Here is a 25,901-nt window from a genome sequence, read left to right as displayed (position 1 = left end):
TTAAACCCTAAGAGATTAACTTTTCTTAAATGTTTGGTATATTACAGGTATAACAAAAATTGTGAATATAGTACCAATACTTAAGCCACCAACTATTACAAGACCAATAGAATTACGAGCAGCAGCACCCGCCCCTGTTGCAAAAATCAATGGCATACTACCGACGACTGCGGCAAGTGTAGTCATTAAGATTGGTCGCAAGCGAAGAGTACAAGCTTCTATTATAGCATTTCTAATATTTGCTCCTTTTTCTTTTAATTGGTTAGCAAATTCTACTATCATAATGGAGTTTTTAGTAATTAACCCAATTAAAGTAATAAGTCCAATATTACTATACATATTAAGGCTGTTACCTGAGATCCAAAGAGCAAGCACACCGCCGGTTATAGAAAAAGGTGCGGCAAGCAATATTAATAACGGATCAACAAAGCTTTCAAATTGTGCTGCAAGTACTAAATAAATGAATATGAGAGCAAAGCCGAATGTTAGAAGCATATTACTATCTGCTTCTTTCATTTGCTTAATTTCTCCGATATATTCGAGTATAGTATTACTTGAATCAAGTAACTTAGCTGCTATTTTATTAATTTCATTAATCGCATCTTCGATTTTACTATCAGGGCTAAGGTCGGAAGAGATGGTAACGGATTTTGAGTTGTTATAATGGCTATATGATTTCACGGATATTTTTTCTGTGATATTAGCTATTGATTCAAGTGGTAACATATTATTGTTCTTTGTTGGTATCAAGATTTTACTGAAATCACTAATACTACTACGATCTTTTTGATTAAATTGCAACATTACTTCATATAGATCGTTACCCATTCTAAAATCACCTACTTGTTGACCTGCCAGCAAATACTGCACTGTTTTACCTATATTTGCCATATTCATTCCATATAAATAAGCTTTATCACGATTAATTTCGATAGCAATAGTTGGCATTGCCGATTGTAAATTCCTATTTACATTTAAAAATATTGGATTTGCTTTCATTATATCTATAAATTGCTGTGATATTTTATCTAAATCATCATATTCAAGATTCGTTTGAATAGTAAATTCGATAGGACTACTACCTCCCCCACTACTGACCATTGAGCGAGGATCCATAGCAAAAACTTTCATACCTGCTATCTCAGAAAACTGCTTATTTAGCATATTCTTAATTGTTTCTTGCGATCTAGAACGCTGCTTCCAATCTTTTAACGGGACAAAAGACAAGACATTATCACTACTGCCTGCTCCTATTACCATTAAGTAACCTGCTATGTCTTTGTAATTAGCAAGGATTTTCTCGGCTTCTATTACTATTTCAGTAGAATGCTCTAGGCTAGATCCTTCCGGTCCTTTAAAAGAAAGTTGCAAAAATCCATCATCTTCTTGAGGTATAAAAGTTTTTCGCACAAATTTAAAACTAATAATTAATACCACAAATGATGCAACAATAATTAGAACAAATTTCTTTTTATTATCAAAAGTTAAGTTTAGATAATAGATATATCTGTCCTGTATTAATTGTAAAAGCTCGTTAAATTTAACTAAAAATTTGAGAGTTGGAGCATTATGTTTAGTAATCATACGACTTGACATCATAGGTGTTAAGGTTAGAGCTACAAACCCTGAAAATAAAACACAGAATGCTAGAGTCCATGCGAATTCTATGAATAATTTTCCGACAAACCCATCTATGAATCCAACAGGTAAAAATACAGTAGCAAGTGTGATAGTCATCGCAATAATTGCGAACCCTATTTCTTTAGAGGCGAGCAATGCCGCTTCCATAGGTTTATGACCCATTTCATTATATCTAAATATATTTTCGAGCATAACTATTGCATCATCTACCACAAGTCCGATTGCAAGGATCATGGCAAGTAGCGTAAAGATATTGATAGAAAATCCCATAGCATACATTACGCTGAAAGTACCTATTAACGATACAGGAATAGTAACAAATGGAATTAAGGTAATTTTAGCAGAGGCAAGAAATAAATATGTTACTAAAATCACTAATATTAAAGCTTCAAAAATGGTTTGAAATACTGCATAAATGGAGGCTCTAACAGGTTTTGCTCCGTCATACGCAATATTTAAGCTTATTCCTTTAGGAAATGAATCTTTTAGTTTTTCAAGTTCTTTTGCAACATCATTTGATAAATCTATAACGTTAGCCTTAGACTCCTTTATAAGTCCAAGAGCAATAGAATTTTTCCCGTTATACCTAAATAGTACTTCATTATCTGGGGCAGTTAAATATACTTTAGCTATATCTTGTAGCTTGATTATACTATTATCTTGGACTTTTATTATAATATTGCCAAATTCTTCCAGTTTAGATAAAGAGCCTTCAAGAGTTACTATAAAATTATTTATTCCTGTTTTAATATTGCCGGCAGGATAATCTTTATTTTGCTCTTTTATGGCAACCTCAATATCTAATAAAGAAATTTTATGTTGGTATAATTTTTTAGGATCAGGCTCTATTCGCATTATATATTCATTGCCGCCATAAATTTGTGACTGTCCTACGCTCTCAAGCTTATCTAAAGGAGTTTGTAAGTAATCTTCAACTATTTTTGTTAACTCTAAATCGTTATATTGTTCACTTTCAACGCTTATAAAGAGACTTGGAAAGCTATCAGCATCAAGTTTTGCAACTGAAGGTGCTTTCATATCCTGCGGAAACATATAAGTTATATCTGATATTTTAGAGCGTACATCATTTAATGCCACTTCAATATCTGTAGATAATAAGAAAGATAAAGTAATACTACTTTGTCCAGTGCTACTTTGTGAAGTTATATAATCTAGGTTTTTAACTGTTTTTAAAGCCTTTTCTATTCGAGTTGTTATTTCTTTTTCCATATATAAAGCATCAGCACCAGCATAAAAAGCATTGACGTTTATAATAGGAATTGAAATATCTGGCGTACCTCTAATTTGTAGCTTAGTAAAAAAAATTGTTCCAAGAACTAAAATAACTAAACTTAAAACGGTTGCAAATACCGGACGTTTTATGCAAATTTCAGATAATAACATTTGATTTGATGCTCTCTTTGATATATTTATTGTAAATTTTTACTTGAATTATTTAATTATATCCAGCTTTAAAAGCATAACTGATGTAAAATGGCTACATTTTTTTATCAATTATACAATTATATATATATCTTTAAAACTTTATAAATAACGGATATTTGCAGTAAACTAAGAGTTTGTTATAATTAAATAACCTAGTTAAAAAATAAAAAAATATATTGATGTGCATTATTGCTAGTTGTATATATCGTACTACGACAGTAATGTATTAACCCATTAAAAGAGAGTTGATTTTTTATGAGCACACAACCTAAAAAAATGAATAAGACAGAATTTATTGCTTTTATGACTGAGCATGGTCACCACCATAAACATCAGGGGCATAAATCATTTACAAAAGCTGATGCAGAAAAGGCACTTAATTGGGTGCTTGAATCTATAATTTCTGCTACTAAACATCAACATAGTGTTAATATCACAGGTTTTGGTTCGTTTGGAATACAAAGCAGAAAATCAAGAGAAGGTCGTAATCCAAAAACAGGAGAAAAAATGACCATACCTGCTTATAAGCAACCTGTATTTAAAGCTGGAAGTAAAATTAAAGAAGCTTGTAATAATAAGTAATTTATATTCTTTTCCTATAGTACCGCAGTTAAGCCTGAGGTGCAGTCGTGGGACTGTTAGCAGTCCTATAGCTTTAGTAATATAATTTTCAAGGATCATGGTATTACAGGAAGCCTTAACTATTAGTTTATATGATAATTGAGCATCTAGAGTTTAGTTTAAAACATAAAAAGCTACATAATAGCTGGCTTATTGAAGCAGAAAATATAGAACAAGCTTTAAAAGATATAGAGAAATTCGTATGTTTAAAGCTTTTAAAGAATAATATCCCTCTTGAAAATAATCCAGATTATCATCTTATTGTTAGGGAAGTTTCTGCTACGTCTAATGCTAAGAATATCTCTATTGAGCAAATAAGAAAATTACAGGAGTTCTTAAGTAAAACTTCTGCAATTTCAGGTTGTAAGGTTGCTGTAATTTATTCAGCAGATCTTATGAATCTGAATGCTGCAAATTCATGTTTAAAGATTTTAGAAGACACACCTAAAAATAGTTATATATTTTTAATTACTTCAAGAGCTTCAAGTATAATTTCTACAATCAGATCTAGATGTTTTAAAATTAGTACTAAATCATCTGAAAGACATTCTGAAGAAGAATTATATTCTAAATTTATTCAGCCCATAGCAAATAATGAAAACTTAAATTCTAAATTAGAGTTTATTAAGCAATTTAACGCTAAAGATAGAGAGTTATGGTTAGATTTTACTGATAATATACTCCTATTAATGAATAGAATTCTAAAAAAAACTTCAAATATTGATATTGAGTTTTCTGATTTAGAAAATAAAATATTTCATGCATTACCGAATCGTAACCTTTCTTATCTAATTCAAAAATTTGCCGATATAAAAAAGCTGATATATAATACAATCGATTATGATCTTGATTTAAAAACAAGCTATATATTAGTGATGGAAGAGTTTTCTTAAGGTATCTATTCATCAAATATGGTGTTACTAAGTACGGTATTGCCTATTGTTTCTATATTTCTTTCAAATAATAGAATATTATCTATATTAGTTTCAATGGAGGCTTTAAAATTATCAGTTTGTAATATTGATTTAGTACAATTAATAATATCTGGATTATTATTAAGTAATTTGCATATTAATAATACTGTATCTTGAACAGCTAGCTTTGCTATTTGATCGTTTATAGATTTAGGGTAAGATTCAAAGTTTATTAGTTTTTTTAAATTTTTAATTTTTAGTAAGTTCCCATTATTTTGCTTTGGCAGATTATTATTAAAATGATCTTCCAAATTTAAAATCTGTTCTTTTCTATTATCGGTAATGAAAATGGCAGAATTTAGTAAGGTATTATCTAGCTTTTCTATAGTGTTATAGCTTTCAGCCACATCAATGATTGTATTTGTAATATCTTTAAGCTTTTTAGTTTTGACAACATCATGTACTAAATGAGTTATATCGTTTGCAATTTCGGTAAAATTACTTACTAAAGGTATATGCTTTGTAATAATATGTACTTTATCAATTGTTGCTTTGGTATTATTTAAATATTTGTCTTTTTAGTTTCTGCGTAGTCAGTGTTATATGTTATTAAATCTGTGCTTAAAATGCGATGAGCGTGAAAGAAGCCATGTATAGTCCAATAAAAAGTTTTGTAATAAATATATAATAAAGGTTCTTCTAATTTTAAATAATTAATATATTCATCAGCTTTTGCTTTATCTATAGCGTTTGTATTTTGCAAAATCAAATTATGGTCTTTCAGTTGCTGAGTATTTTCATTCAGTTTATCTCTATCTTCTTGATCTCTTTTACCATTTTCATTTACTTGAACTTGTAGGTCTATAACTTGTGCTGAGGTATTACTTTCCAAGTTATATATCTGTGTTTGCAATCCTTTCATTTGATTGCTGTTTTTTCTTAATCTAACTCTATCTTGCTCAGCTTTTTCTCCATGCTCTTCTAATTGGTCTTGAAGCTTGGTAACTTGCTCTTGCATTTCTGTAAACTGAAAGAACATTTCGTTTTTATAATCAGGATATTTTAATTCTATTACTTCTTGTCGTAATTCTTTTACCAAATTTTCAGTTTCGGATTCATTAAAAGCTGCTACTGCACTTTTTAACTTAGTACTGTTATGTAAATCAGATATTTGTTTTTGCAAAGTTTGAAATTTACTTTCCATATCTTCCAGCTGTTTAGAAAGTTGTCGATTTATTTGGTTATTTGTAAGTTTTTCAGATTTTTGTTTGTTATTTAAGGCAGCTTCAGCAATTTTTATTTGTTTTAAGGTTTTTTTTTGGTAGCGAGAAATATCAGAGGTGAGGTTTAATTTAGCTGCTTCGTCAAAAGCATTTAGGGCTTTTTTGTACTGACCTAAAGAATATAGGTTTTTTCCTATCAAAAAATAACAAAGACTTTTAATTTTAGCAATCATATAGCCCTCATAATTTAAGTTTGATCTAAAATTTTAAGCGAGCATTATAAGCGTATATTAATTATTTAGTATTTAAATCATTAATATATCTTAATATTTTTGTAATTTAAAATAATCTTTATCTCATTTCAAGATATTTTTACATAATATTGCTTTAATTTATAAGGTTTTTTAAAAGTATATATTTTTATCAAAAAACTAATATGTTACATAAAAGCCACAAATATTATTATTGCCAAAATATGTTTAGAGAAATATATTAGATTAAAACTTGATTCAAATATGTATTTTTATGTTTAAAACTTTAACGCAAAATTTAACGAAGATTTTTGATCGGTTAGTAAGTTCAGGATTTCTAACTGAAGAGCAGATAGATGCTGCTTTGAGGGATATAAGAGTTGCTCTTTTAGAATCAGATGTTGCTCTAACCGTAATAAAAAATTTCGTAGCAGAAGTTAAACAAAAAGCCTTAGGGCAGGAAGTTATCAAATCTGTTTCGCCCGGGCAGATGATAATTAAAATTATTCATGAAGAGATGATAAATATTTTATCCTCTAGTGAAGATGAAATAAAACTAAATCTAAATGCAAAACCGCCGGTAAATCTTTTAATGGTAGGCTTGCAAGGTAGTGGTAAAACTACAGCAAGCGGTAAACTAGCATTACGTCTTAAAAACCAGAATAAAAAAGTCTTATTAGTTTCTCTTGACACTTATAGACCGGCAGCACAAGAGCAGTTAGAGATACTTGCAAATTCGGTAAAAATTAATTCACTGCCAATTGTTAAAGGTGAGAAGCCTCTTGATATAGTTAAAAGAGCAATGGCTGAAGCTAAATTATCGGCATATGATGTGGTAATTTATGATACTGCCGGAAGAACGCAAATTGATCAAGAAATGATGAATGAGGCAATAGCGATTAAAAAGCTAGTAGAGCCAACCGAAACGTTGTTAGTAATCGATAGTATGATAGGGCAAGATGCAGTAGTTACGGCTAGTAGCTTTAATGAGCAGCTAAAAATTTCTGGGTTAATTTTGTCAAGAATTGATGGTGACTCTAAAGGCGGTGCAGCATTAAGCGTAAAATATATTACGCAAAGACCAATTAAGTTTTTAAGCAGTGGTGAGAAATTAACCGATTTAGAAGAATTTGATGCTAAGCGTATAGCATCTAGAATACTTGATATGGGAGATATTATTTCCTTTGTTGAAAAAGCAGCAAGTATAGTAGATAGAGAACAAGCAGAAAAAACAGTAGCTAAATTAAAAAAAGGTAAGTTTGATTTAAATGATTATCTACAACAAATGAGAAGTATAAAAAAGATGGGTGGTTTTGGTAGTATACTTAGTATGCTTCCTGGTAGCGGTAAGATTATGAATCAAATAGATCAATCAAAGTTAAATAGTAAAATAATCGAGCATCAAGAAGCAATTATTTTATCTATGACTCTAAAAGAACGAAGAAATCCTGATATTATTAATGCTTCTCGCAAAAAACGTATAGCTTTTGGTGCCGGAACTACAGTACAGAAAGTAAATATTTTATTAAAACAATTCAAGCAAGTAAGTGATATGATGAAAAAAGCAAGCAACATGAACCCTAAAAACTTGCTTCGTAGTGGACTCGGAAAGTTGTTCTCTTAAAAGCAAATTACTACTATTAATCTCTTAGGGTTTAATTCCCCGAAGGTCTGCTTCGTGATATACTAGATGCATGGAAGAAAGCAGTTATATACATAAAAGTCATAATGTCACAGTACTAATATATCATTTAGTAACACCGGCAAAGTATAGAAGAGTAATATTCAAAGAGGAACTAGACGATTATTTATGTAAAATTTGTGAGGACATAGAAGCTCGTTATGAAATTAGATTTTTGGAAATAGGAATAGATAAAGATCATGTACATTTTTTACTACAGTCAATACTAATGTATAGCCCAACAAAAATAACTCAAATCATAAAAAGTATTACATCTAAGGAAATGTTTAAGAAATATCCAAATCTTAAAGAAAAATTATGGGGAAGTGAGTTTTGGAGTAAAGGATATTTTATGAGCACAGTAGGTAAACATGGTGATGAGCGGAAATTACGTAATTATGTAAAAAATCAAGGTTCAGGCAAACCTTCTTATAAAGCATTTCAACAAAAACAGTTAAAACTTTTTGGATAGATACCTCGTAGCTCTGCTGCGAGGAGTATCATTTTAAAAAAACAATATTATTATTGTGCTATTAATAGAAAATGTATATAATGCCTTTTATAGTTTTTTAACTTGGACTCGGGATAGTCAATTTTGCAAGTTTCGCCTGTGCTCACGTATTAAGTATACGTTCCGCAGTCTCACGTTTAAATTGACTATCCCGAGTCCAAGTTAATTCGCTATGTAATGATACTCCTCGCAGCAGAGCTACGAGGTATCTATCCAAAAAGTTTTAACTGTTTTTGTTGAAATGCTTTATAAGAAGGTTTGCCTGAACCTTGATTTTTTACATAATTACGTAATTTCCGCTCATCACCATGTTTACCTACTGTGCTCATAAAATATCCTTTACTCCAAAACTCACTTCCCCATAATTTTTCTTTAAGATTTGGATATTTCTTAAACATTTCCTTAGATGTAATACTTTTTATGATTTGAGTTATTTTTGTTGGGCTATACATTGGTATTGACTGTAGTAAAAAATGTACATGTTCTTTATCTACTCCTATTTCCAAAAATCTAATTTCATAACGAGCTTCTATGTCCTCACAAATTTTACATAAATAATCGTCTAGTTCCTCATTGAATATTACTCTTCTATACTTTGCCGGTGTTACTAAATGATATATTAGTACTGTGACATTATCACTTTTATGTATATAACTGCTTTCTTCCATGCATCTAGTATATCACGAAGCAGACCTTCGGGGAATTAAACCCTAAGAGATTAATAGTAAACGATTATAAGTGTCTACAAAGCCTAAACACGACGAAATTATCCGAAGTGCATTTGAAAATCCTTTAGAAAGAGTTTTTTGAGATGCACTTACCTCCCCATATACAAAACTTGATTTCCCTCGAAAAGCTAAAAATGGAAAAAGATAGTTTTGTAGATAAAAGACTCAAGAAATCTATAGTAGATATTTTATTTTCCACTAGGTTTGGAGAGAAAAAAGGTTACTTGTATTTACTTTTAGAACATCAAAGCACGCCTGAGTATGATATGGCTTTGAGGTTATTTCGGTATATGTTTAAAATTGCTGAATACCATAAGAAATCAACGAAAAGCAAAAAGTTTCCTTTCATATATCCTTTGATATTTTATAACGGTGTACAAAAATATAATACTCCACGAAATCTATGGGAACTATTTGAAAATAGTGAACTTGCAAAACTTACGCTATGAGTGGAAGAGTGATAAATTATTGTAAGAATAATTAAACATGTCAAAGAGGAACAGATTGCAAGCAATACCAATTAATAGAACAGATTACTGTCAATTTTTAACAATTAGCCAAAAGAATTATAGTTTAACCTACTACGCTGAACATGCCAAGAAATGTAGCCATGATGTTATTAATAGATTTTTAGAAAATGAAAAATATACTCCTTCTTTGTTATGGGAACACATTAAGAATGATGTTATCTTTTCATCTAACGGATATACAATATTTGATGATACGGTGTTAAACAAAAGGAACACAAAGAAAATAGAGGTTGCTAGATCGCAGTATAGTGGAGCTACAGGTGGAGTTACTACCGGTATAGGAGTAGTGAGTCTTGTATATTATAACCCCGATATTGATAAGTTTTGGGTAATAGATTATCGCATTTTTTCACCTGATCATGATGGAGCGACGAAACTAGATCACCTACTAAAGATGTTCAATAATGCTGTTTATAGTAAAAAGATTCCTTTTCAAACTGTACTTTTTGACACATGGTATGCTACACACAAAATTATGCAACATGTTGACTCCTTGGGCAAATATTATTATGCCCCTATTAAAGCCAATAGAAATGTTAGTAAAACGTGTGATTACGAGCCTTATAAAGCTGTTAGCAAGTTGACGTTTTCAGATGAAGAAATTAAGAATGGAATGGAGATTCATATAAAAGGATTTGCCAAAAATAAGCATGTTAATTTGTTTAACATTTACTGTTTCTACCAACAGAGTTGATTATGTTGTTACCAATAACAAAACTCAAAAATCTTCTAAAGCTGCACAAGATGAGTTTGGCTTGCGATGGGTAATTGAGAGCATGCATAGAAAAATTAAGCAACTGACTGGTATAGAACGTTGCCAATGCAGAAAACAGCGTATCCAACGTAATCACATTAGTTGTGCATTTCTAGTTTGGGCTTTTCTCAAAAGAACTGCAAATAAAATAGGTAAAACGGTCTACCAAATAAAGTTAGGGCTTTTAGATGACTATATGCAACAACAGCTTCGTTCTCCATCTTTACGATATTTAGAACCAAACATAGCGTAAGTTTTGCCAATTCGTATAAAAAGCTATAAAACCATTGAAAAACAACTATTTTCATTATTTACTTATTATGGCTTTGATTATATTAAAAATGCCTTCTATCAATCTATAATAGCTATAACTCAACTCATAGATACCTTATTACTACCTCCAAAAAAAGAGCTTTTTCACACTCTCAACGCCCCATTACAAAAATTGTAGGGTACTATGGTGACCGTCCTATCTTGCAAGGACCAACAAATGGAGCTAAATGTATCCTTTCTTCTTCCACTATATCACTGGGATACATATTCCTACTTTATTATTTTTTGACAATATAAATTATTTCTTATATCTTTTCAAGACAGGCTCTTAGACGCAATCTTAGCCAAAAAATTAGGTACTTCCTATACTCCTCCAAAAGAAATTAACGACCCTGATTTTGATGAAGCAGCCAAACATTTTATTAATCTGCTTGTTAGAGCTGATGGTTTCAAACCTGTCAAAACAGCGGTAGTTCATCCTATTGACAAAGAGTCGTTACTTGGTGCAGTTAGAGCGGCACAATTTGGTGTAATAACCCCCGTCTTGATTGGACCGCAGCATAAAATCGAAGCAGTAGCAAAAGTTAATAATGTCGACCTTGCTAATTATCAGGCTATTAATGTTGAGCATAGTCACGATGCGGCAAAAAAAGCTGTAGAGCTTGCAAAGAAAAGAGAAGTTGCTGCTATTATGAAAGGATCGCTGCATACTGACGAACTTATGTCAGTGGTAGTTCATAAAGAAAACGGCTTACGTACTGAACGCCGAATAAGTCATGCTTTCTTAATGGCAGTGGCTACTTTCCCTAAACCTTTTATCATTACCGATGCTGCTATTAATATCCGCCCTACTTTGGAAGACAAGCGTGATATAGTGCAGAATGCTATAGATTTGATGCATATCTTAAAAGAAGATAAGCAGGTTAGAGTCGCAGTATTATCAGCTGTTGAGACTGTTACTTCTGCAATCCCTACTACTCTTGATGCAGCTAGCCTATCTAAGATGGCAGATCGCGGACAAATCACCAATGCTATAGTGGATGGTCCTCTTGCTTTTGACAATGCTATATCTTTATTTGCAGCAGAGGCAAAAGGCATTAGCTCATCTGTTTCAGGGAATGCCGATATATTAGTAGTTCCAGACCTTGAGTCGGGTAATATGCTTGCAAAGCAGCTTAAATATTTAGGTCAAGCCGTTATGGCAGGTATCGTACTTGGAGCTAAAGTCCCAATTATCTTAACAAGTAGATCTGATCCTATGGATATGCGTGTGATTTCTTGCGTACTTGCTTCGTTTATTTATAACCATTCCAAAGCAAAATTACATGTACAGCATGTTCAAAAAGGTTGATACAAGTGAATTTTGTAGGACTTGCCTTTGTTCACGTATTTAAATACGCTCCGCAGGCTCGCCTTTAAATTCATCTTATCTAAACCTTTCTGAAATATGCTGTACAAAAAAAAGGTAGCAAATAATGAAAGATGTTATTTTAATAGCTAATGCCGGCTCGTCTAGTTTAAAAATCTCTATTTTTGAAGTTCAAGATAAAAAAATAAAAGATAAAATTTATAATATTTTTTTAGAAAAAAACGATACTAAAATACGCGAGTTTCGTATTCATAAAGTCGCTGTATAGCTGATAAATACTGGGTTACGGTGGATATTGATAATACTGTTTTTGTTATAAAATGGGCTTAAAATGCATAAATTTTCAGCAATTTGTCTTTTTTGACTCCAATTATTACAGTATGAAACTTATCCAATCTCCCAAAAGCCTTAAAAAATCAGGATTGTGGCAAATTCCTTAACTATAATTTAGGCATCTTAATACGAAACTCGCGTTAAAATAGTATTTCATATAAATAAGAAGCAAGAAGCTATCACCGAAATCACTGGCGATGCTATTTCAGCGATGATTGAGCTTTTTGAGAAGTGGTGGAAGAATCAAAAAGATTTACATTTGATTGCTACTGGTCATAGAATTGTCCATGGCGGGAAAAATTTTAGTTAACCACCCTGCATTGCAAATGCAGGGCTTAAGATTACGGCATCAATGCCTTAGCTATAGCTAGTTTTCAACTTGAAAGTTTCCAAACTTATCATCTCTCGATTCATGTTTATCAATATAATCCTTGATCATTTGGTCAGTCACATTGCCTGTGGTTCTGACAAAATATCCAACAGCCCATAAGTGTTTACCCCAATACTGTTTCCGTAATTCTGGAAATTCCTGCTGAATCTTCCTTGAACTCTTTCCTTTTAGATACTGTACCACCTTACTAATACTTTGATAAGGTGGCACAGATACATAGATATGTACGTGATTTGAAGCTATCTTCCCTCTTAATATCTCTACTCCATTATCCTTACATATCTCTTGGGTTAGGTCCTTGACTCTCCTACCAATATCACCAACCAATATATTATATCGATATTTAGTCACCCATACTATATGATAAGTGCAATCGTAAACTGTGTGGCTTATCTTCTTGTAATACTGCATCTCTACATTCTATATGTTAAAACGACGCACTGCAAGTGCGGGGTTTTTCTCCCAAATTTGGGACAATAAACCTGTTCTTGTTGATAAAAAAGTTAGTGAAAGCCTTAGAGAATTGATACCTTTAAGTCCACTACATCAACCTTATAATCTAAAAGTATTAGATTTATTCTTACAAAAATACAAAACAGTCCATCATATAGCTTGTTTTGATACATCGTTTCACTTTACTAATCCACCAATCGCAAAAGCTTTCGGTTTGCCAAAAAAATATTATAATAAAGGTATTATCCGTTATGGCTTCCATGGCTTATCATATAAATATGTTAGCAGTCATTTTAAAGAAATGACTAAAAAAGATTTACCTGAAAAAACTATCATAGCTCATTTAGGAAGCGGTAGTAGTTTATGTGCTATTAAAAATGGTATAAGTTTAGCTAGTTCTATGGGGTTTAGCGTACTTGATGGCGTTATGATGGGAACTAGAACACGCGAGTTTCGTATTCAAAAAGTCGCTGTATAGCTGATAAACAGTGGGTTACGGGGATATTGATAATACTGTTTTTGTTATAAAGTGAGTACAAAATACAAATTGCTAATTAAAATATGGTATTTATAGTATAAGAAAAAAGTTTATAGGTTATTGAAAAAACTTTAAGAGCAATAACCTATGATAATGGATTTTACAGAAATATTTTGTTACGTCGATGATTTTTTTCAAGAATTAGACAAGCATACAAATTCAATTACTAACCATAACAACAAATCTGGTCCTAAAAGTCGACTTAACAGAAGTGAGGTAATAACAATTATAATAGGCTACTGGCAGTCATCTTATGATTGTTTTAAGAATTATTATCTGAAGCAAATATGGATTTATCATCAAAGAGATTTTCAATTAGTAAGCTATAGTCAATTTATAAAAATAATAGGTCCACATTTACCACTATTAGTACTGATATTCAATTCTATTTTGGATCAGTGTGATGGCCTTTCTTTTGTAGATTCAAGTAGTATAGAGGTATGTAAGAGATACCGTATTTCAATGAATAAAGTGTTCGCCGGCATAGCAGCACGCAGTAAGACAACAAAAGGTTGGTTCTATGGACTTAAACTACATCTAATAATTAATAGAGCCGGTGGTATAGTTAAAGCATCTTTTAGCCCTGGCAATAAGGATGATAGAAAACAGCTGGAACTGATGATCAAAAATCTTTTTGGTAAAGTATTCGGAGATCGTGGTTATATTTCACAACAATTATTTCAACAACTTTTAGAGCAAGGAATTTTTATGGTAACTAGGGTAAAGAAAAATATGAAAAATAAACTTATGTCTATGTTGGATAAAATATTATTGCTTAAAAGAGCATTAATAGAATCTGTGTTTAGTAAAATTAAACTATTGGGGAAGTTTGAGCATTCAAGGCATAGATCAGTTACAAATGCCTTTGTGCATATGGTTGCAGCACTGATAAATTATCAAATGTCTGATAATAAACCTTCTATTACATCTCTCTTGATATGCTAAATCCTATGCTATATTAATTCGAAACTTGCGTTAGAACGGGTAGCCTTGACCCAGGAGTAGTGCTATATCTTATTGATCACGAAAAAATGACCACTTCAGAGATAACTGATTTGTTATATAAGAAATCGGGATTGCTTGGTATATCGGGCGAAGCTCCGACATGCGTACTTTGCTTGCAAGTAATAATCCTGATGCTAAGTTTGCAGTAGATTTATTTGTACATCGTATTGTGCTTGAAATAGGTAAATTAGCGGCAGCACTAGAAGGGCTTGATTGCTTAATATTTACTGCCGGTGTTGGGGAAAATTCTGCTATAATACGTGAGATGATTAGCGAAAAACTTTTATGGCTCGATAATGATACTCCTCGCAGCAGAGCTACGAGGTATCTATCCAAAAAGGTTTAACTGTTTTTGTTGAAATGCTTTATAAGAAGGTTTGCCTGAACCTTGATTTTTTACATAATTACGTAATTTCCGCTCATCACCATGTTTACATACTGTGCTCATAAAATATCCTTTACTCCAAAACTCACTTCCCCATAATTTTTCTTTAAGATTTGGATATTTCTTAAACATTTCCTTAGATGTAATACTTTCAAAACTTACGCTATGTTTGGTTCTAAATATCGTAAAGATGGAGAACGAAGCTGTTGTTGCATATAGTCATCTAAAAGCCCTAACTTTATTTGGTAGACCGTTTTACCTATTTTATTTGCAGTTCTTTTGAGAAAAGCCCAAACTAGAAATGCACAACTAATGTGATTACGTTGGATACGCTGTTTTCTGCATTGGTAACGTTCTATACCAGTCAGTTGCTTAATTTCTCTATGCATGCTCTCAATTACCCATCGCAAGCCAAACTCATCTTGTGCAGCTTTAGAAGATTTTTGAGTTTTGTTATTGGTAACAACATAATCAACTCTGTTGGTAGAAACAGTAAATGTTAAACAAATTAACATGCTTATTTTTGGCAAATCCTTTTATATGAATCTCCATTCCATTCTTAATTTCTTCATCTGAAAACGTCAACTTGCTAACAGCTTTATAAGGCTCGTAATCACACGTTTTACTAACATTTCTATTGGCTTTAATAGGGGCATAATAATATTTGCCCAAGGAGTCAACATGTTGCATAATTTTGTGTGTAGCATACCATGTGTCAAAAAGTACAGTTTGAAAAGGAATCTTTTTACTATAAACAGCATTATTGAACATCTTTAGTAGGTGATCTAGTTTCGTCGCTCCATCATGATCAGGTGAAAAAATGCGATAATCTATTACCCAAAACTTATCAATATCGGGGTTATAATATACAAGACTCACTACTCCTATACCGGTAGTAACTCCACCTGTAGCTCCACTATACTGCGATCTAGCAACCTCTATTTTCTTTGTGTTCCTTTTGTTTAACACCGTATCATCAAATATTGTATATCCGTTAGATGAAAAGATAACATCATTCTTAATGTGTTCCCATAACAAAGAAGGAGTATATTTTTCATTTTCTAAAAATCTATTAATAACATCATGGCTACATTTCTTGGCATGTTCAGCGTAGTAGGTTAAACTATAATTCTTTTGGCTAATTGTTAAAAATTGACAGTAATCTGTTCTATTAATTGGTATTGCTTGCAATCTGTTCCTCTTTGACATGTTTAATTATTCTTACAATAATTTATCACTCTTCCACTCATAGCGTAAGTTTTGACTTTTTATGATTTGAGTTATTTTTGTTGGGCTATACATTGGTATTGACTGTAGTAAAAAATGTACATGTTCTTTATCTACTCCTATTTCCAAAAATCTAATTTCATAACGAGCTTCTATGTCCTCACAAATTTTACATAAATAATCGTCTAGTTCCTCTTTGAATATTACTCTTCTATACTTTGCCGGTGTTACTAAATGATATATTAGTACTGTGACATTATCACTTTTATGTATATAACTGCTTTCTTCCATGCATCTAGTATATCACGAAGCAGACCTTCGGGGAATTAAACCCTAAGAGATTAAAATAGATGATACAAAAAATCAAAAAAACGAATATATAATAAGTACTGAAAACAGTAAGGTTAAAGTTTTCGCCTTACCTACAAATGAAGAACTGATCATCGCAGAAGAGGTAATGAGGTTTTTATAGCACATTATATGAATTTTTTAACTTTTTTGTAATATATCATAACTATTAACTTTTCTTAAAATCTAGAATATACAACTATAGGTATATTTCAACTTATATTTTTGGAGGAAGCTATGGTAGAAAAATTCGATGCAAAAAAAGCAGGAAAGGCGATACAAGATATTAAAAATGAAAAGGTAAATCCATTTTTTAATAAAACAACAGGTAGTAAAACTATACATCTTCAGAACAAAAATCTACAATACCAAATGCACTTAAGAACAAAGCAAAAAAGGGTTATGAACAAGCATTAAAAATAGAAGCAAAAGAAACTGGTGTTAAACTAGACAAAGATACGATGAGACGTTTAGATAAAATAAAAGATCGATATACAAAAGCTACCAAAAAAGATGATTTTAATAAATATCAAAGCGATCAAGCGTATGCAAAAAATCAGCAAGCTCATAAGGATTTTGTTAGCGGAAAAACAGCTGCTGCTAGAAAGCAGAGAAGAGACGATTATCATGGAAGATAAAATATAATTCATTTGCATTTGTTAGCACTATAGACTAAACTAACTACCAATGTCTATATTACACGCTACTATCTTAACTGTTTTTCCTGAAATGTTTCCTGGAACTTTAGGGCATTCTTTAGCTGGGCAAGCTCTGCAAAAAAATATCTGGTCGTATGACGTTGTTAATATTCGTGATTTTGGTCTGACTAAGCATAAAAATGTTGACGATGAAGCTTATGGCGGTGGTGATGGGCTGATAATGCGTCCTGATGTGCTTGGTAATGCGATAGATTACGCCTTATCCTTAAATCCAAAAGCTAAAATTTACTACCCCTCACCTCGTGGTAAAGTCTTTACTCAAAGCTTTGCTAAAGAGATGTTGAGAGATATACAGCTAAATTCAGAAAGCTTTAGACAAGGTGAATTTAAGGAAGAGCCTGCGGAGTGCATAATAATACGTGAGCAAAGGCGAATGCCGCAAAATTTGCTTGTATCAAGTTTGCTGAATGACGCTGTAAACATTATATTCTTGTGTGGACGTTACGAAGGGATTGACGAACGTGTAATTGAAGAGTATAATATAACCGAAATTAGTGTAGGCGACTACATTTTATCCGGCGGGGAAATACCCACTCTCACCATTCTTGATTGCTTAATTAGGCTGCTGCCTGGGGTTTTAATGAACCAAAAAACTCTTTCTTCTGAGTCTTTTGAGAAAGACGGGGAGTTTGAGGGAGGACTTGAATGCGGCTTATATACAAGACCTGATGTTTGGCGTAACCGAAAAGTGCCGAGTGTTTTATTATCCGGTAATCATAAATTGATTAATGAATGGAAAAAAGAACAATCACTTATGATTACAAAATTACGTCGTCCGGGATTATTAAAAGATTTAAGAGACAAGGAAAGGAGTTAACAAATGAATATTATTGACCGCTTTGAACAGGAAAATATTTCAAAGCTTATTGAAAATAAAAAAATTCCTGATTTCAAAGCTGGTGATACAGTTAAAGTTACCGTAAAAATAGTTGATAGATCAGTTGAGAAAGATGGTAAAGAAAAGCTAACTGAAAGATTCCAAGCTTATGAGGGTGTGGTTATTGCTAAAAGAAATCGTGGCATTACCTCTTCGTTTTTAGTGCGTAAAATTAGCCATGGTGAGGGTATTGAGAGACGCTTCATGACTTATTCACCAGTAGTACATGCTATTGATGTAGTAAAATATGGCGTTGTTCGTCGTGCTAAACTTTACTATTTAAGAGAGAGAAGTGGTAAATCAGCGAGAATCAAAGAAAGACACATGCATATTGCTAAAACACCTAAAGCTAAAGTAGCCAAGGCTTAAGTTTTTTCTGTCGTCATTCCCCCCTGTTACCACGCGGCGGTATTGTTGTGTGGCTTCAATGTAATTCCGTTGATCACAGGAATCTAGAAAAAAAAGCATAAATACAGCAAATTTTTTAAATTAAAAGCTCTATTTATCTCGCTTTATACTGGATTCCTGCTTTTAGCTAAGAATGACATATTAAGACATTTTCCGATCCATGCGGGCAATGCCCCCGTGACTTGGGAATTAGGTCCAGCTAAAAAATGCTAATTTATAGCATTTTTATTATTTTTTCTGGATTGCCACGCTCGCTTCAACCGCATAGCCCATAACGTGTTTTTTTAATTGTCCGGTACTAATTATTAATCAAGAATTTTGCAATAAAATTAATTGCTTGATTATCTTTGTATATTCTTTGATGTTTTTGTTCTATTATTAGGGGTGTTAGACGGGTGCAAATTGCCAAGTCTATTGATAGCTTGGCTATGCTGTTGTACTTTTTTTGCTCCGGCAGTTGCTATTGATCTAATAACTTTAGCAGTTTCTAAGAAAATTTGTTGTGGAGTTTGTAACTGATCAATTTGACTATAATGATTTTTAAGAAATTCTTTTTTTACCTTTGCATCAACTCCCTTTAAATCAACATATGATTTATATAATTCTTTTAATTGTGCTTTAGATTCTGCCATTTGTTTATCAGAAGATTTTTTAGAAAGAGATTTGATAGAATCAGTGAAAATACTACCTATTTTTTTAAGAGTATTAATAGCAGGTGTTGTTATTTTCTTTATTCCATCATAAATTTTACTTAAAGTATTAGCTACAATATCTAATAGCTTTGGCTCCTGTTCTTTAGGTATGTCAGGAGTATTTGCTATTATATCTCTCATATCATATAGTTTAGTAGTAAAGTCCATTAAAGGTATTTTTGTTTCCTCTTCATTTACTTGTTTAGTTGCTCTACTAGCTATTTTAGCTTGCCTATCTAAACTATCAGCAATAATTGATTTAGCCTGCTGAAAAGTTAAATTTTTGGGGTTCTTTACTACGGGCTTTTTAGGTCTATCTTCTTTTAATCTTGTCAGCCTATCACGTAATTCTTGATTAGGTCTATCATTAAGCTCTTTACTTTTATTTTCTAATTTAATTTCAGATTTTATTTGCTCTATTAACTTATCTGCTTCACTACTAGGCTTTTTGGATGGCACATAAGGCTTATCTTGTAACCTAGCAAGTCTTGCTTCTAATTCATCTAATGATGGAACGTTATCCCTATCTTGTAATTTTCTTAATCTTGATTCTAGATCTGATATATCAAATGAAGCCATAAATTACCTAACAAATATTAATTTCTCTGATATACTAGCATATTATATATGGTATAGTCAATTCCTATACATATAAAATTACTAGTAGAAATTAATATAACTTTTGGTATTAAGGGTGTTACTGTTAATAGTACCGGACAGCCTCAAAGCCTTATTCAGGTGTAGGTGACCTTATATGTCATTCCCACGCAACAATGCCATGCGGGAATGACACTGCACGCATTATTTGATCCATGCAACGCCAACAATTTTTTTGAAATTTACCGAGTATACTTATCCAGTACGTCAGACATGATTTTGCGGGCGATGGGAGCAGCAGTTTTACTTCCGCCGCCTCCATGATCGACAAAAACAGTAATAGAGTAGCGAGGATTATGATAAGGGGCAAAACCTACAAATAAAGCATGATTCCGTCGCTCCCAAGCGATAGAATCACGGCTAAGATCATCGTTAGCATTTGCTTTGCCTTGCACTTGAGAAGTGCCTGTTTTACCAGCAAGTTGTCTATCTTCCCCAAGTATCCTATTATAATAAGCAGTTCCGCCTGCAACATTAACTGCGTTATATAAGCTTTCCTGCACTATTTTAATATTTTCAGGGTTAATATCAATATTTTGGAATTCCAGATCGTTTTTCACTATTCTTGGTGTATATAATTTTCCTGTGCTTGCAATAGCTGTAATAAACCTTGCAAGCTGGATGGGCGTAACACCTAAATAACCTTGTCCGATTGCTAAATTAAAAGTATCACCTATTGACCAAGGAAGCTTTAGTTTTTTCTTTTTCCATTCCTTTGAGGGTACAAATCCTGAACTTTCAGGGGCTAAATCAATACCGGTTTTTGAGCCTAGTCCAAATTTTCTAGCAACTTCAAGGATTTTATCAGGTCCTACTATCCTAGATATCTCATACATGTAAGTATTACAAGAATGTTTAAGGGCAGATGACATATCAAGAGTACCATGACCAGTATTCTTCCAGCATCTAAAACTATTAGTACCAAGTACAGAAGTACCGCTGCAAAAAAAAGTTTTGTTTGGCTTAATGCCTGCTTCTAATGCTGCAAGTATGGTAATTATTTTAAAAACAGATCCAGGTGGATAAGAATTCTGCACTACTTTATTTATTAAAGGCTTATAAGGATCGTTAGTGAGACTTTGCCAATAACTCTCGGATAATTTACTAAAATTATTTGACTCAAACGCAGGTGAAGAAGTACAAATTAACACATTACCGTTTTCAGTATCCATAACTATTGCGGAAGAACCTTGAGGATTTAGATATTCTTGTATTTTTTGTTGAAGGTTTACATCGATATTCAAATGAATATCATTGCCTGATTTACTGGAAACGCCTGAAATCTCTCTTACTTGTTTACCATAAGCATTAACTTCAACTTTTTTATAACCGAACTCCCCTCGCAATTTATCATCATAATATTTTTCGATCCCAGATTTACCTATATTAAAATCACTTAAATTATATGCGTTCAATCCTTGTTTTTCCTGTTCATTTATCTGCCCGAGATAACCGATTAGGTGAGAAGTCACATTTGAAAAAGGATAGGATCTCAAATATCCTATATCAATAAATATATTAGTTAATTTATGTTTTTGCTCTTCAATTAAAGATACTTGTTGCCAATCAAGTTGATCAAGTATCATCAAAGGCACGTGACGGCTAGATTTCTTAATTTTTTGCTGGATATAATTATATTTTTCTTCAGATAAGTTTAAAACATTACTAACTATTTCTAACTCATTTTTGTAATTATTATTAACACTTCGATCTATTAATAGCTGATAACATGGCTTATTAGTAGCTAGAATATTGTTTTCCAAATCATAAATTCTACCTCTGCTAGGAGGTAGGACAACAAAATTAATACGGTTTTTATCTGATAGCGTTTTGTATTCTTCGCTTTTTATAAGCTGCAAATAAAACATCCGCATTCCAAGTAAAGATAAAAGCCCAAGTTTACTTGCTCCAATTATAAAAGCACGACGCGAGATTAGCTCATTATGTAATATTTTTTTGTTTAGCATGCTTTTTAAAATAACTTAGAGGAGAGTCAAATATAAGACGAATTAAATTATAAGAAAATATAGTTGTTAAATATTGAAGCAAAATTGTTAAATATCCATCTATTTCTAACTTTTTCATTGTTACAAGGAAATATTTAAAGTTCAAGATAAATAAACAGTAAACACAAAATACGATGAAGTTTATTAAATAATTTTTTACCACAAAAAATTTTGAAGATAATTTTAAAATTATATAAGCTGATAAAAAAACTAAAGAATTTGTCCCAATAGGCATAGAGTTTATTTGATCGAGCAGTAATCCTATCAAAAATATTCCGAGCATATTTAAGGAATATAAAGTCATAAAATAATAAATAAATATGATTTCTATTGCAGGAAAAATTCTGCTTTTAATGCCAATTTTATAAGCAAATTCAGGAAATAATATCATAAAAAAACATAATAACGCAAATAGTAATTTTAATACTATTTGTACAGTGTTGTTTAATATTTCTTGTTTTATTTTGAACATATTAATAAATTTAATTTTGTGGCTTCTATAGCTTAATGCGATAAGGTAGTGACTTTTTTAAGAGCATAGTAAACCGCATCAAAAAAGTGCTCAAAATTAGAAACAGTTTTTCTTATTTCGTTCTTGATTTTAAACTAGTAATGCTCAATAGGATTTAAATCTTACTATTACCCACAAATTTTACCACTAACAATTGATAGCATCATTACGCTCTCTTGAAGGATTTCATATCCCCGCCATAAAGACATTGCTCCGGGCAACCCATCACTCTTTCTTGCCATAAAGCCTCCTAATTTACCAAGCAAAATAATAGCTTCTTTTATATTTGGAGGCTTGCCAGGAGTATTATTTGTTCTGTGCACGCGCATATAAAGCGTTTTCCATTCTTGGGTGGTAAGTATGCTATCGCAGCTCTCTTCAGGACAAGTTGAGGCTATTTTTGATAAATATAAAATTTTAAAAGCAATGAGGCTTTTTATGGCAATTAATTTTTGTAGCTTTGTTTCGGCAGATAAGCGAGAGGCTTCTATCTTGCATCCTGATTTCAGAACTCTAAAATATTCTTCTATTTTCCATCTTAGCTTATACCAAGTTATACGCTCAACAGCATCTTCAAAGCTACTCACGGGGATGTTGGTCAGTATAGTCCAATCGATTGCCTCTACTCCAACAGGGGCATTAATTTCTTTAGCGCTTACAACATAAACAGCTAATTTGTCACTGATTTTGTGATCAGTATTTTCAGGGCCATATAAAGATACAGACCTAATTGGTATGTGCCCATATGTGTATTTAATTTCAACATTTGCTTTTCTTGCTTTATGAAGTCCATTGCCTGGGATTTTCAGTCTAATCTCTTTCTTGGACTGTAGCTTACTTATTTTCGTTTGTATTTTTGTTTTACCATTTTCCGGGCAAATAAATTTCCTATCCTGTCTGTTGCGAATTACAAATTCTGCAGCTGATTCTTCAATTTTCCATAACAAATCAAAGATATCTGCTTCTCTATCTCCAACCGTAATAACTCTAGTATTTTCAGGAATATTGGCAATTGTTTCCTCAAACGCGTTAATCCATTTATAGCTTTCTTTATCTTTGATGTGAGTGATATACTTACGCCTTGCTTTTTCCTTCTGATCCTCTTCCCTTGCGATACGTGCCCAACATTGCTGAGAGGTAAGGCCTAAAGGCAGACCTCCTGGCGTCACTATAATAGTACTATGCATAATAAGACCCTGTTTGTGCTTTGTATAAGCTTTGGAGATACTGCCTAGCCCTTTTGTCTTAATATGAGTGTCATAATCCAGGTAAGTTGTATCCTGAATTGCAAACACTAAATTTTTGCCTTGGATTCTATTTTGTGTTTCCACATGATGCGAAGAATAGACTTCATCTATATCAAACTTATCATTGCTAAATAGTCTGTAAGCTCCCTTCGCATCTTTCCAGGATCTGCAACTTTGATTTATTGTGCCGGATGCTTTGCTATCAAGTAAGTTACTGGTTTTAATAAGCCGATTTATAAGTCTTTTATCTTTAAAGTCAACATGCCTGAGCTCATTCTCTAACCAACCAGTGCTTGATATATTTATCCCGTATGTTACTATATCTTGCATATCGCCTATCCTTCTTATTTAAAATGATCAGTGAATACTCTAGCAGCATTTTATAATTGTGGGTAATAGTAAGGATTTAAATCAGGAGAGTAAGTTGGTAAAAATAAAATACTGCAACCAAAAGATTCAATTAACGTTTTCACTTTTGTACTTTTATGAAAATTAATATTATCCATTACTACTATCTGACCAGGCTTTAACTCTTTGATCAATATCTCTTGTACATAAGTTTCAAAAATGTCCTTATTACATGTCCCATCAAATATTATTGGGGCAATAATATCTTTGGCAGACACCCCAGCAATCATACTAATCAGTGATTTATGTTGATAGACCCTTTCACCATAACATCTTTGACCGATAATGCTCCACCCGTGTTCTCTACAGCTATTATCTTCTATCCCAGATTCATCGATAAATACTAAATCTTGTTTGTCTATAGTTTTTAGTTTCAATATAAACTCATTCCTTAGACCAACATCTCTTTTGGGATGAAGAAAAGTTTTTTTTATAACTATAACCTAATTTATTAAGCAATCTTGATATCGTACTTGCAGATACTTTTTGACTCCAGTTGTTAGCTAGTTCCATGGTGGTTTTATCAAAATTTAATTCTATAAATTTTTTAAATCCCTCTATGTCTCTTATTATTCTACGATGTCCTGTATGATAACCACTTTTTGCTTTGATATCGCCGGTTTGTTTCTTTAATTTTTTCCATTCTATTATAGTCTTCCTACTAATAGAGTATATCTCAGAAGTCTCTTTTATTGTTTTACCATCTGTTAAACTTTTTATTACTCGTATTCTTAAATCGTATGAATATGCCTTTGCCATAAGTTTTTCATTTAGTATAATCTAACTCATACTCTAAGTCACTATCTTATCGCATTAAGCTATAGATTGTCATTGCGAGGAAAAGCTGTAAGTTTTGACAAAGCAATCTCAGGATTTTATTATTATTTCATGAGATTGCCACGTCAAGGCTAGGTCTTTCCTTGCAATGACGATGCACTTATCCAATGACATCAGTAAGCGAAGAGACAATCGGCATATCCAAATCGTATTTCTCTATCAACTCCAAAACAAGCTTTATCTCCTCTCTTCCTTCCACTAGCTCTTTATATTCTTGTAAAAATTTCTGTTTGTCTTTACTTACGCCAAACTCGTAACCAAACTTTGTATTACGTGAGCCCATCGAGTAGCAAGTAAGCACTAAATCACCAACCACACCAGCTTCTAGCAAAATATTCATATTATTTTTTATGCCACCTAGAGCTTTAGACAATATCGCTATTTCTTTTAAGGCAGATACAATTAGGGTTGCTTTTGCATTCTCACCCTGCTCCTTTGCCATATCAGTGCCGCTTTTAATGGCAAAAATATTTTTTAAAGCACCCCTGCTACTTGTAATGTTATAACGTCATTAGTAGTACTAATAATGAAAGCTTCTGAAGATAGATTATAAGATATTTTATTTGCTAAAGCTATATCTAAGCTTGCAATAGTTGCAGAAGCAAGTAAGCCCTTTGCTAGCTCTTTTGCTAAATTCGGACCAGATAAGAATGCTATAGGATTATTTGGTAATAAAGTTTTAAGCCTATCAGAAAACAATTCCGTAGGATTACGTGCAAAACCTTTTGTAGTAATTAGAAGAATATTATCGTTTGAGATATGAGTTTTTAATAATTTTATTGCATCATCAAAAGCATAAGACGGTACTGCAATAATAATTAGCTCAAAATCCTTAATTTTATCTAGATTAGTGGTAGCTTGTAGATTAGACGGTAGTTTGATATTGCCTAAATATTTCGTGTTGGTTTTCTTACAAA

Annotated in this window: 24 protein-coding genes and 8 pseudogenes; 17 read left to right on the top strand and 15 right to left on the bottom strand. The window is 32.2% G+C overall.

Annotated elements, in window-relative coordinates:
- Window positions 1–15: 15 nt before the first annotated feature.
- Window positions 16–3,045 (bottom strand): efflux RND transporter permease subunit, encoded by a 3,030-nt coding sequence (locus ACOAL3_RS01020; RefSeq protein ID WP_419235162.1) that lies wholly within the window; start codon window positions 3,043–3,045, stop codon window positions 16–18.
- Window positions 3,046–3,363: 318 nt separating this feature from the next.
- On the opposite strand from ACOAL3_RS01020, the gene ACOAL3_RS01015 reads away from it, so the two are divergent.
- Both ACOAL3_RS01015 and ACOAL3_RS01010 read left to right on the top strand, forming a co-directional pair.
- On the top strand, window positions 3,364–3,669 hold the full coding sequence (locus ACOAL3_RS01015) for an HU family DNA-binding protein (RefSeq protein WP_395476652.1): 306 nt from the start codon (window positions 3,364–3,366) through the stop codon (window positions 3,667–3,669).
- 131 nt (window positions 3,670–3,800) lie between these two features.
- A complete protein-coding gene (locus ACOAL3_RS01010; RefSeq protein WP_419235161.1) occupies window positions 3,801–4,601 on the top strand; it encodes a DNA polymerase III delta subunit-related protein in 801 nt (266 codons plus the stop codon).
- 5 nt (window positions 4,602–4,606) lie between these two features.
- Here the strand turns inward: ACOAL3_RS01010 and ACOAL3_RS01005 are convergent, their stop codons facing one another.
- Both ACOAL3_RS01005 and ACOAL3_RS01000 read right to left on the bottom strand, forming a co-directional pair.
- Window positions 4,607–5,029, bottom strand: a complete 423-nt coding sequence (locus ACOAL3_RS01005; protein WP_419235160.1) for a hypothetical protein — start codon at window positions 5,027–5,029, stop codon at window positions 4,607–4,609.
- A 155-nt stretch (window positions 5,030–5,184) separates the two neighbouring features.
- Window positions 5,185–6,078, bottom strand: a complete 894-nt coding sequence (locus tag ACOAL3_RS01000) for a tetratricopeptide repeat protein (RefSeq protein ID WP_419235159.1) — start codon at window positions 6,076–6,078, stop codon at window positions 5,185–5,187.
- Between the two features lie 292 nt (window positions 6,079–6,370).
- Between ACOAL3_RS01000 and ffh the strand changes: the two genes are divergently transcribed.
- The gene (gene ffh, locus ACOAL3_RS00995; RefSeq protein WP_419235158.1) at window positions 6,371–7,720 is read left to right on the top strand and encodes a signal recognition particle protein; all 1,350 of its coding nucleotides are present in this window, start codon (window positions 6,371–6,373) and stop codon (window positions 7,718–7,720) included.
- Between the two features lie 70 nt (window positions 7,721–7,790).
- Entirely contained in the window at window positions 7,791–8,249 is a 459-nt protein-coding gene (tnpA, locus tag ACOAL3_RS00990) for an IS200/IS605 family transposase (protein WP_419235157.1), read from the top strand.
- 248 nt (window positions 8,250–8,497) lie between these two features.
- On the opposite strand, the gene tnpA (ACOAL3_RS00985) is transcribed toward tnpA (ACOAL3_RS00990), so the two are convergent.
- Window positions 8,498–8,956: an IS200/IS605 family transposase gene (gene tnpA, locus ACOAL3_RS00985; RefSeq protein WP_419235156.1), complete on the bottom strand. Its 459-nt coding sequence runs from the start codon at window positions 8,954–8,956 to the stop codon at window positions 8,498–8,500.
- Window positions 8,957–9,099: 143 nt separating this feature from the next.
- Here tnpA (ACOAL3_RS00985) and ACOAL3_RS00980 point away from each other — a divergent pair, with 143 nt between their 5' ends.
- The 5 genes and pseudogenes from ACOAL3_RS00980 (at window position 9,100) to ACOAL3_RS00955 (ending at window position 12,585) form a co-directional block, all read left to right on the top strand.
- Window positions 9,100–9,465, top strand: a complete 366-nt coding sequence (locus tag ACOAL3_RS00980; RefSeq protein WP_419235155.1) for an Rpn family recombination-promoting nuclease/putative transposase — start codon at window positions 9,100–9,102, stop codon at window positions 9,463–9,465.
- Window positions 9,466–9,520: 55 nt separating this feature from the next.
- Window positions 9,521–10,553, top strand: a pseudogene (locus ACOAL3_RS00975) (IS701 family transposase).
- 327 nt (window positions 10,554–10,880) lie between these two features.
- The gene (locus ACOAL3_RS00965; RefSeq protein ID WP_419235668.1) at window positions 10,881–11,924 is read left to right on the top strand and encodes a phosphate acetyltransferase; all 1,044 of its coding nucleotides are present in this window, start codon (window positions 10,881–10,883) and stop codon (window positions 11,922–11,924) included.
- 124 nt (window positions 11,925–12,048) lie between these two features.
- Window positions 12,049–12,177 (top strand): annotated as a pseudogene (locus ACOAL3_RS00960) (acetate/propionate family kinase); the annotation flags it as partial.
- Between the two features lie 243 nt (window positions 12,178–12,420).
- Complete coding sequence (locus tag ACOAL3_RS00955) at window positions 12,421–12,585, top strand: hypothetical protein (RefSeq protein ID WP_419235667.1); 165 nt, start codon at window positions 12,421–12,423, stop codon at window positions 12,583–12,585.
- A gap of 57 nt (window positions 12,586–12,642) precedes the next feature.
- Here ACOAL3_RS00955 and tnpA (ACOAL3_RS00950) read toward each other — a convergent pair whose 3' ends face one another.
- Window positions 12,643–13,077, bottom strand: a complete 435-nt coding sequence (tnpA, locus tag ACOAL3_RS00950; protein WP_341794258.1) for an IS200/IS605 family transposase — start codon at window positions 13,075–13,077, stop codon at window positions 12,643–12,645.
- A gap of 64 nt (window positions 13,078–13,141) precedes the next feature.
- On the opposite strand from tnpA (ACOAL3_RS00950), the pseudogene ACOAL3_RS00945 reads away from it, so the two are divergent.
- The 3 genes and pseudogenes from ACOAL3_RS00945 to ACOAL3_RS00935 form a co-directional block, all read left to right on the top strand.
- Window positions 13,142–13,561, top strand: a pseudogene (locus tag ACOAL3_RS00945) (acetate/propionate family kinase); the annotation flags it as partial.
- Between the two features lie 183 nt (window positions 13,562–13,744).
- Window positions 13,745–14,602, top strand: a complete 858-nt coding sequence (locus ACOAL3_RS00940; protein ID WP_419234519.1) for an IS982 family transposase — start codon at window positions 13,745–13,747, stop codon at window positions 14,600–14,602.
- A 32-nt stretch (window positions 14,603–14,634) separates the two neighbouring features.
- Window positions 14,635–14,954 (top strand): annotated as a pseudogene (locus ACOAL3_RS00935) (acetate/propionate family kinase); the annotation flags it as partial.
- A 36-nt stretch (window positions 14,955–14,990) separates the two neighbouring features.
- Here the strand turns inward: ACOAL3_RS00935 and ACOAL3_RS00930 are convergent.
- From ACOAL3_RS00930 to tnpA (ACOAL3_RS00915), 3 genes and pseudogenes are all read right to left on the bottom strand, one after another.
- Window positions 14,991–15,179: a transposase gene (locus ACOAL3_RS00930; RefSeq protein WP_419235154.1), complete on the bottom strand. Its 189-nt coding sequence runs from the start codon at window positions 15,177–15,179 to the stop codon at window positions 14,991–14,993.
- A 26-nt stretch (window positions 15,180–15,205) separates the two neighbouring features.
- Window positions 15,206–16,238: pseudogene (locus tag ACOAL3_RS00920) on the bottom strand (IS701 family transposase).
- A 48-nt stretch (window positions 16,239–16,286) separates the two neighbouring features.
- A pseudogene (tnpA, locus tag ACOAL3_RS00915) lies at window positions 16,287–16,565 on the bottom strand (IS200/IS605 family transposase); the annotation flags it as partial.
- Between the two features lie 49 nt (window positions 16,566–16,614).
- Between tnpA (ACOAL3_RS00915) and ACOAL3_RS00910 the strand changes: the two are divergent.
- The 5 genes and pseudogenes from ACOAL3_RS00910 to rplS all read left to right on the top strand — a co-directional run.
- Window positions 16,615–16,746 (top strand): annotated as a pseudogene (locus tag ACOAL3_RS00910) (acetate/propionate family kinase); the annotation flags it as partial.
- Window positions 16,747–16,859: 113 nt separating this feature from the next.
- On the top strand, window positions 16,860–17,039 hold the full coding sequence (locus tag ACOAL3_RS00905) for a hypothetical protein (protein ID WP_419235152.1): 180 nt from the start codon (window positions 16,860–16,862) through the stop codon (window positions 17,037–17,039).
- Between the two features lie 44 nt (window positions 17,040–17,083).
- A complete protein-coding gene (locus ACOAL3_RS00900; protein ID WP_395476707.1) occupies window positions 17,084–17,260 on the top strand; it encodes a hypothetical protein in 177 nt (58 codons plus the stop codon).
- 49 nt (window positions 17,261–17,309) lie between these two features.
- A complete protein-coding gene (locus tag ACOAL3_RS00895) occupies window positions 17,310–18,158 on the top strand; it encodes a tRNA (guanine(37)-N(1))-methyltransferase (protein ID WP_419235151.1) in 849 nt (282 codons plus the stop codon).
- 3 nt (window positions 18,159–18,161) lie between these two features.
- Entirely contained in the window at window positions 18,162–18,587 is a 426-nt protein-coding gene (rplS, locus tag ACOAL3_RS00890; RefSeq protein ID WP_419235150.1) for a 50S ribosomal protein L19, read from the top strand.
- Between the two features lie 380 nt (window positions 18,588–18,967).
- Here rplS and ACOAL3_RS00885 read toward each other — a convergent pair whose 3' ends face one another.
- The 7 genes and pseudogenes from ACOAL3_RS00885 to ACOAL3_RS00855 form a co-directional block, all read right to left on the bottom strand.
- Window positions 18,968–19,897, bottom strand: coding sequence for a hypothetical protein (locus ACOAL3_RS00885; RefSeq protein ID WP_419235149.1), 930 nt, complete (start codon window positions 19,895–19,897; stop codon window positions 18,968–18,970).
- A gap of 260 nt (window positions 19,898–20,157) precedes the next feature.
- Window positions 20,158–21,942 carry a penicillin-binding protein 2 gene (gene mrdA / locus ACOAL3_RS00880; RefSeq protein ID WP_419235148.1) on the bottom strand — a complete coding sequence of 595 codons (1,785 nt, stop codon included), beginning with the start codon at window positions 21,940–21,942 and terminating at the stop codon, window positions 20,158–20,160.
- Complete coding sequence (locus tag ACOAL3_RS00875) at window positions 21,917–22,453, bottom strand: hypothetical protein (RefSeq protein ID WP_419235147.1); 537 nt, start codon at window positions 22,451–22,453, stop codon at window positions 21,917–21,919. The genes mrdA and ACOAL3_RS00875 overlap by 26 nt, the downstream gene beginning before the upstream one ends.
- A 167-nt stretch (window positions 22,454–22,620) precedes the next feature.
- Entirely contained in the window at window positions 22,621–24,069 is a 1,449-nt protein-coding gene (locus ACOAL3_RS00870; RefSeq protein ID WP_419234585.1) for an IS4 family transposase, read from the bottom strand.
- A gap of 50 nt (window positions 24,070–24,119) precedes the next feature.
- Complete coding sequence (locus ACOAL3_RS00865) at window positions 24,120–24,524, bottom strand: IS630 family transposase (RefSeq protein ID WP_419234855.1); 405 nt, start codon at window positions 24,522–24,524, stop codon at window positions 24,120–24,122.
- Between the two features lie 7 nt (window positions 24,525–24,531).
- A complete protein-coding gene (locus ACOAL3_RS00860; protein WP_395476636.1) occupies window positions 24,532–24,906 on the bottom strand; it encodes a helix-turn-helix domain-containing protein in 375 nt (124 codons plus the stop codon).
- Between the two features lie 178 nt (window positions 24,907–25,084).
- A pseudogene (locus tag ACOAL3_RS00855) lies at window positions 25,085–25,896 on the bottom strand (NAD(P)H-dependent glycerol-3-phosphate dehydrogenase); the annotation flags it as partial.
- Between the last annotated feature and the right edge of the window lie 5 nt (window positions 25,897–25,901).

Origin of the sequence: Rickettsia endosymbiont of Nabis limbatus (assembly GCF_965196655.1) — a bacterium.
In the GTDB taxonomy this organism is placed as follows: domain Bacteria; phylum Pseudomonadota; class Alphaproteobacteria; order Rickettsiales; family Rickettsiaceae; genus Rickettsia.
Note: the sequence above shows the minus strand (reverse complement) of the source record. Positions and strands in the feature narration are given on the sequence as shown.

Coding starts and splice junctions, on each gene's coding strand:
- ACOAL3_RS01020 (WP_419235162.1), bottom strand. CDS start 3,045: ATGTTATTATCTGAAATTTGCATAAAACGTCCGGTATTTGCAACCGTT.
- ACOAL3_RS01015 (WP_395476652.1), top strand. CDS start 3,364: ATGAATAAGACAGAATTTATTGCTTTTATGACTGAGCATGGTCACCAC.
- ACOAL3_RS01010 (WP_419235161.1), top strand. CDS start 3,801: ATGATAATTGAGCATCTAGAGTTTAGTTTAAAACATAAAAAGCTACAT.
- ACOAL3_RS01000 (WP_419235159.1), bottom strand. CDS start 6,078: ATGATTGCTAAAATTAAAAGTCTTTGTTATTTTTTGATAGGAAAAAAC.
- ffh (WP_419235158.1), top strand. CDS start 6,371: ATGTTTAAAACTTTAACGCAAAATTTAACGAAGATTTTTGATCGGTTA.
- tnpA (WP_419235157.1), top strand. CDS start 7,791: ATGGAAGAAAGCAGTTATATACATAAAAGTCATAATGTCACAGTACTA.
- tnpA (WP_419235156.1), bottom strand. CDS start 8,956: ATGGAAGAAAGCAGTTATATACATAAAAGTGATAATGTCACAGTACTA.
- ACOAL3_RS00980 (WP_419235155.1), top strand. CDS start 9,100: ATGCACTTACCTCCCCATATACAAAACTTGATTTCCCTCGAAAAGCTA.
- tnpA (WP_341794258.1), bottom strand. CDS start 13,077: ATGCAGTATTACAAGAAGATAAGCCACACAGTTTACGATTGCACTTAT.
- ACOAL3_RS00940 (WP_419234519.1), top strand. CDS start 13,745: ATGATAATGGATTTTACAGAAATATTTTGTTACGTCGATGATTTTTTT.
- ACOAL3_RS00930 (WP_419235154.1), bottom strand. CDS start 15,179: ATGTTTAAGAAATATCCAAATCTTAAAGAAAAATTATGGGGAAGTGAG.
- ACOAL3_RS00905 (WP_419235152.1), top strand. CDS start 16,860: ATGGTAGAAAAATTCGATGCAAAAAAAGCAGGAAAGGCGATACAAGAT.
- ACOAL3_RS00900 (WP_395476707.1), top strand. CDS start 17,084: ATGAGACGTTTAGATAAAATAAAAGATCGATATACAAAAGCTACCAAA.
- ACOAL3_RS00895 (WP_419235151.1), top strand. CDS start 17,310: ATGTCTATATTACACGCTACTATCTTAACTGTTTTTCCTGAAATGTTT.
- rplS (WP_419235150.1), top strand. CDS start 18,162: ATGAATATTATTGACCGCTTTGAACAGGAAAATATTTCAAAGCTTATT.
- ACOAL3_RS00885 (WP_419235149.1), bottom strand. CDS start 19,897: ATGGCTTCATTTGATATATCAGATCTAGAATCAAGATTAAGAAAATTA.
- mrdA (WP_419235148.1), bottom strand. CDS start 21,942: ATGCTAAACAAAAAAATATTACATAATGAGCTAATCTCGCGTCGTGCT.
- ACOAL3_RS00875 (WP_419235147.1), bottom strand. CDS start 22,453: ATGTTCAAAATAAAACAAGAAATATTAAACAACACTGTACAAATAGTA.
- ACOAL3_RS00870 (WP_419234585.1), bottom strand. CDS start 24,069: ATGCAAGATATAGTAACATACGGGATAAATATATCAAGCACTGGTTGG.
- ACOAL3_RS00860 (WP_395476636.1), bottom strand. CDS start 24,906: ATGGCAAAGGCATATTCATACGATTTAAGAATACGAGTAATAAAAAGT.